The organism is Leptolyngbya cf. ectocarpi LEGE 11479 (assembly GCF_015207065.1).
GTDB classification, from domain to species: Bacteria; Cyanobacteriota; Cyanobacteriia; order Phormidesmidales; family Phormidesmidaceae; genus Leptothoe; species Leptothoe ectocarpi.
In genome coordinates, this window is sequence record NZ_JADEXP010000388.1 from 1 (window position 1) to 5,993 (window position 5,993).

Sequence of the window (5,993 nt, forward strand, 5' to 3'; positions counted from 1 at the left end):
TGGTCAAAAAACTTCGTAAACCCTTAGCTAAACTTGATTTGAGGCCTTTTCCAAGAGATGACTTGACGTTTACGTCATTTGTTTAACCTGTCACAGATGTACCGTGGGGTCTTGATAAACCTGATGTTGCATTGTCAATCAGCTCGACCTGGTTGCCTAAAACCTGCGCATTTCCATTGGGGGCAGCTAAGCGCACAGTGCTCGACACAGAGTTACCCAATAGCGTTAGGGTTTGCCTTTCACCTACCGCTAAATTAGCCTTATTAATCAGATTTCCGTTCGGCTGATTCTGAGTATTGAATTGTACCCCTGGTGGCACATTGAGGTTAAGCAACGGCGCTTCCAGTGCAACAGCACTGAACTCACTACCGTTGGCAAATACAACGCTGTCTGCCGTACTAGCAGTAAAGGACCCGGCCACATCGAGCTGCGCATTGGGGCCAAACATAATGCCATTGGGGTTTAGCAAAAATAGGTCTGCACTCCCATTTACCCCCAGGGTGCCGAGGATATCGGACGGTTGTGCCCCTGTGACCCGACTAAAAATTCGCACGACGTCCGTAGGGTTCGCGAAATAAACTTGATGCCCTGCGTCGATGTTAAACCGCTCAAAGCTATGGAACAGGTTTCCCTACCGCTGTGCGCCACCGCGAATCAGCTGCTCTGTAGGTGATTCGTCAATCAGCTCGGAAGACTCTAATCCTAGGGTGCCGTCGGGGACGATCTGAGGCAGTGCTTGGGCAGTGGCGCGATCGCACATACCCGCACTCAGGGCAATCAAGGTAAACCAGGCACAGCTCAGACGTGCAATCGTGGAGGGCATAGGCAAACAAGGTTTGTAGCACTTCCGTAATCTTACGGGCAGAATTAGGGTTCTTCAATACTTCTTAACCTTGAATGTTTAGTTCAAAACTGCTCGGACTAATTTGACTGCAACATTGATCTCGACTGCGCGACGGTTGCGATCGCTCTCCCAATCACTACAATCTCAGACGACTGAAATCTTTCCAACACACTTTTCACCATATTAAGACAGGTTGCAATCCTCTACCCCTGACAGGCCAACGGCTGTCCCACAGCGACCTGTTGCGGGTTTTCTGCTACCAAAACAACCTGACCTCGTTCGTTTCTAGTCCAGCCCTGCACCTCAACAATCGGAGCAGAGATTGTTCCAGCATCTATCGCAGCATTATCCTCGGACTCAGAGGTGATCTGTTCATTGCTCTCAAATTCACCGCCTGCGATTGGCAGCACGTCCTGCCAGAGGGTTGTTGCAGCTGAATCTAGAGGGCCTTGGGGTAGACCGCCTCGACCTGTCACGACAAACTCACTACCGGTCTGCACATAGGTCTCACGACAGCTGCGGGCCACTTCTGAGGTGATTGGACTGGTGGGAAGATTGACCGCATCCTGGCTGGGGTCAATGTTTGGGGTTTGGACGGTTACGGTGCCTGAGACGCCGTTGCGAGAGCTAGCGGTGATGTCGTTTTGGGGTGTCCGTTCGGGACGCGGCTCAATGCCAAAGAGGCCACCTGTGGCCGTGATATCAACGTTACCGCCGTTACCATCAAAGGCATTGGCTGCAATATCGCTGTTTTCGTTAGGGGTGGCCACAATAAATCGAGAATCAATGGTGATGTCGCCCCCGTCACCGCCTGCACCAGCAGTGCCAGCGGTGGTAGAAATCTCACTGCCGCCCCGTAGCAACAGTAAATCTTGCAGGTCAAAGGTCAAGTCGCCGCCGTCACTGCTGAGGGTGGTGGCGCTGATGCGACTGCCGTCTGCCAGAATCAGCTGGTCGCCCGTTACAGTTACCTGCCCCCCCTGACCAGTTCCCTGGGAGCTGACTGCGATGGTGCCGCCGTTACGTAGGGCACTGTTGGGTGCCGTCACAGAAATGTTGCCCCCGTGTCCAGTGGAGTTGGCTTCGGTGCTGGAGGTGACCGTACTGTTGTTAATCTCAAGACTGTCGGTCAGGGATAGGGTGATATCGCCTGCCTGCCCAGCCTCCGTGGTGGAGGCTGAGAGTGTTACCCCGTCGGCCAGCCGCAGCTGCTGTGAAGTGACGTCAATGTCGCCGCCGCGACCAGTGCCGCTGGTTTCAACCGTGAGACGTCCTGGCCCACTGATACTAATCGATTCAGGCGCAAGAATTTCTAGACCACCTCCATTGCCACTGCTGGTGGTAGAGGCCGAAACGACGGCTCCCGATGCCAGGGTTAGGTCTAAATTAGGATTGCTCTGGTAGGGCTGTAGGGTGAGTACCCCTCCCGGTGATTGTCCCTGGGTTTCGGCCAAGATACGGACGATCCCTGACAAATCCATCTCGTCTGCATTTAGACTAATGCTGCCACCCTCTTCCAGGTTTGTTGCGGTTTCAGTTGCTGTCGCAGTAATGCTAGCCGTTTCTGAGAGAACAAAATTAGGCGTATTGATGACAATATTGCCAGGGCGACCCGCATCGCTAGCCGCAACCGAGATAACTGGCTCAAAGTCTTGCACACCCTCGCCAAGGAAGACTGAGTCAGTAGCATCAATAATGACATTACCGCCGTTGCCAGCACCTGAAGTAGCCGCAAAGATGCGTCCGCCGTTGCCGATATTGAGCTGCCCAACGTCGAGACGAATAGTACCAGCATCGCCTATGCTGTTGGCGTTGCTAGTGATTTGGCTATTGGTAAAAGTAAGCTGACCAGGGGTTTGGATGGTAACGCCGCCTGCGGTCTGGTTGCTATTTGCACTGGCGTCAATGTTCACGTTGTTTAGACTAATGTCTCCGGTACTATCAATGTGCGTGTTACCTGACTGACCTAAATTATTCAGGTCTAAGGTAATGACTCTGTCAGTGTTTGAAGGATCAGGAATTTGGACTTGGCCACTGATGATCAAGCTTAGATCTTTAATAGTTAAGTTGTTGTCAATGCCCTGGATGTTAACGCTCCCAGAGTTATTTCCACTTGCGAGAGTTATGATCTCGAGCCCTGAAATCGTAGATGCTGCCTCGAGGTAGATGTCTCCTCCTACACCTGTGCTCCCCCCGGTTTCAGTAACTGCAAACGTCAATATTTCTGCATCATTACCCTGAATTAAACCGTCAGCAGCTTTGAGGGAAATCATTCCACCACTACCCGCAGTGTTAGATGAATATGAATTTGTTTGAATTGAATGTGTAAGGATATCCCCGAGATTAGAGAAAAGACGGAGATCTCCGCCGTTCCCACTCTGAGAGAACGAGTCTGATCTCGATAATGAGGACGAGTCCGAGAGTAGCCTATCTTTAATTGTCACGTCCCTCGTAGTCGAGATTGAGATATCTCCCCCGTTACCGCTCTCAGAGCTTGAGTTCGAGTTCGAACTTGAACTCGAGTAAGAGAATAGCTTATCTTCAATGATCACATCCCTCACATCAGAAATTGAAATATCTCCCCCGTTCCCACTTTTAGAGTCCAAGTCTAAGTCCAAGTCCGAGATCGTACTCGAGAACGATCTTGAGTACGAAAATAGGCCACCTTCAATGATCACATCCCTCGCATCAGAAATTGAAATATCTCCCCCGTTCCCCCCCTCAGAGGGTGAGAACGAGTCCGAGACCGAGTCTGAATATGAAGATAGCCTACCTTCAATGATCACATCCCTCGTATTAGAGATTGAAATGCCTCCCCCGTTCCCACTCTTAGAGAACGAGTCCGATCTCGAGACTGAGTCCGAGAACGAGGACGAGTCCGAGAACGAAAATAGGCTACCTGCAATCATCACGTCCCTCGCATCAGAGATTGAGATATCTCCCCCATTCCCACTCTCAGAAACCGTGGGCAAGGACGAGGACGGCTCTGAGAACGATGCCGTGGACGAGTTCGAGTCTGAGTAGGAGGATAGGCTACCTGCAATTGCCACATCCCTCGTAGCCGAAATTGAGATATCTCCCCCATTCCCACTCTTAGAATTCGACTCCAAGTCCGAGCCCGAGCTCGAGATTGAGTTCGAGTAGGAAAACAGGTCACCTGCAATTGTCACATCCCCCACCGCCGAAATTGAGATATCTCCCCCATTCCTACTTTCAGAGTCCAAGTCCAAGTCCGAGACTAAGCTCGAAGCCACGTCCACGTCCGAGTTCGAGAACGAGGACAGGCTACCTGCAATTATCACATCCCTCGCCGCCGAAATTGAGATATCTCCCCCGTTTCCACTCTGAGAGTTCGAGTTCGAGTCCGAAGACAAGTTCGCGAACGAGGACGAGGAGGCATCAATATCTCCAGTCGACGTCACATTTCCCCCAGCATTGATCTGAATTCGACCGCCGTTACCACCGTCTTTGCTCCCCGCAGCATTAATCAAACCAGGAATTTCCTCACTACCAGCGTTGATTAGACTGTCACTGGCAGGAATACCCACTTGGATATCTCCTCCTGCCACCAGAGAAACATTCCCCCCTGAGCCACCGTCCTCTCCTACTCCTATGCCAGCGGTAACGACTTCAGCAACAATGATGTCACCCAGAGCCTCTAAGCTTACCGCACCGCCGTTGCCTTCGCCTGCTGCCAATACTGTCGAATTAACTATTAGCTGGGTGCCTTGAGCCGTTCCCCAAGGTGCAGCATCCCCCGCCTGAAATAATGTTCCAGAACCGCCACCAGCCCCATTATCTAGAACCCTGAGAGTCCATATCCCTTCTGATGTCTGACCATCAAAAACAGCGAGACCACCGACTCCATTAATGTGAAAGCTCCCCTCAAATGGTGCAGAGCTACCCCAAGACCCGATATCTCTTGAGGCTTCGTCATCAAACACAGTATCTTGAAAGTTTTCGCCACCCCTTCTTACTTGACTAAACAGTAATTGCAACGGTCCATTGGGTGAGGAGAGCCATGCACTTAAAGCACCAGCGTGAGTATGTGCTGCAGAAAACCGAACGTCCAAATCGGTGATTGGACCAACTTCAACAGGTACAGTAAACGTAAACGTCGATCTCCCACGAGTGCCAGACGGGGGTATTCGACCACCTGCATCAACATCGAAGATGTGAGTTTCGGGTTGCACTGACGTATCAATTTTTCCCAATACAAAGTCCATACCTGATATGGTTAAATCCCGTCCATTGGTTTGCAGAGTATCCTGCAAGTCCAACATTATTACATTGCCTGTACTATCTCCATTGGCATTGGCTTCTAAAGTAATCTGGCCGGTTCCATTTGCAAACAACAGTGTATTATCCGTGATGTCGGCTACAGTAATGTTGTCTGCCGCTTGGACTAAGAGATTTGTATTGCCGGATGGTTCTGATATACTTGATGCGATACTGTCGATTAGCTCAACTTGGTTGCCCACAATCTGTGCATTGCCATTGGGAGCGGCTAAGCTCACAGTGCTCGACACAGAATTGCCAAACAGCGTTAGTGTTTGCCCCTCACCAACTGCTAAATCAGCTTCGTTAGTCAAATTTCCGTTCGGCTGAGACTGAGTATTAAACTGCACCCCTGGTGGTACATCCAGGTTTAGCAACGGTGCTGTCGGTGTAACCGCACTGAACTCGTTACCATTAGAAAATACAACGCTGTTTGCCGTACTCGCAGTAAATGACCCGGCCACATCAAGCTGGGCATCGGGACCAAACAGAATGCCATTGGGGTTCAGCAAAAATAGATCTGCATCCCCACGGACACCCAGGGTGCCCAGGATATCGGACGGTTGCGATCCTGTGACCCGGCCAAAAATTCGCACCACATCCGTGGGGTTCGTGAAATAGACCTGATGGCCTGCATCGATGCTGAACTGCTTAAAACTATGAAATAGGTTGCCCTGCTGCTGGGCTCCCCCACGAATCAGTTGCTCTGTGGGGGATTCGTCGATCAGCTCGGAAGACTCTAATCCTAGGGTGCCGTCAGGGACGATCTGGGGTAGTGCTTGGGCAGTGGCGCGATCGCACACAGCTGCACTGAGGGCCATTAGGGTAAGCCAGGCACAGCTAAGGCGTGCGATCGTAGAGGGTATAGACA

At 51.2% G+C, this 5,993-nt stretch carries 3 protein-coding genes; all 3 read right to left on the reverse strand.

Annotation, left to right across the window (positions count from 1 at the left end):
* Positions 1 to 82: 82 nt before the first annotated feature.
* The gene (locus IQ260_RS26455) at positions 83 to 625 is read right to left on the reverse strand and encodes a two-partner secretion domain-containing protein (RefSeq protein WP_193996077.1); all 543 of its coding nucleotides are present in this window, start codon (positions 623 to 625) and stop codon (positions 83 to 85) included.
* Positions 626 to 631: 6 nt separating this feature from the next.
* Positions 632 to 823, reverse strand: a complete 192-nt coding sequence (locus IQ260_RS26460) for a hypothetical protein (protein ID WP_193996075.1) — start codon at positions 821 to 823, stop codon at positions 632 to 634.
* A 224-nt stretch (positions 824 to 1,047) separates the two neighbouring features.
* Positions 1,048 to 5,943, reverse strand: coding sequence for a two-partner secretion domain-containing protein (locus tag IQ260_RS26465; RefSeq protein WP_193996076.1), 4,896 nt, complete (start codon positions 5,941 to 5,943; stop codon positions 1,048 to 1,050).
* Positions 5,944 to 5,993: the final 50 nt, after the last annotated feature.

Excerpts from the sequence above, each read along its gene's own strand:
- IQ260_RS26460 (WP_193996075.1), bottom strand. The coding sequence starts at position 823 with ATGCCCTCCACGATTGCACGTCTGAGCTGTGCCTGGTTTACCTTGATT.
- IQ260_RS26465 (WP_193996076.1), bottom strand. The coding sequence starts at position 5,943 with ATGGCCCTCAGTGCAGCTGTGTGCGATCGCGCCACTGCCCAAGCACTA.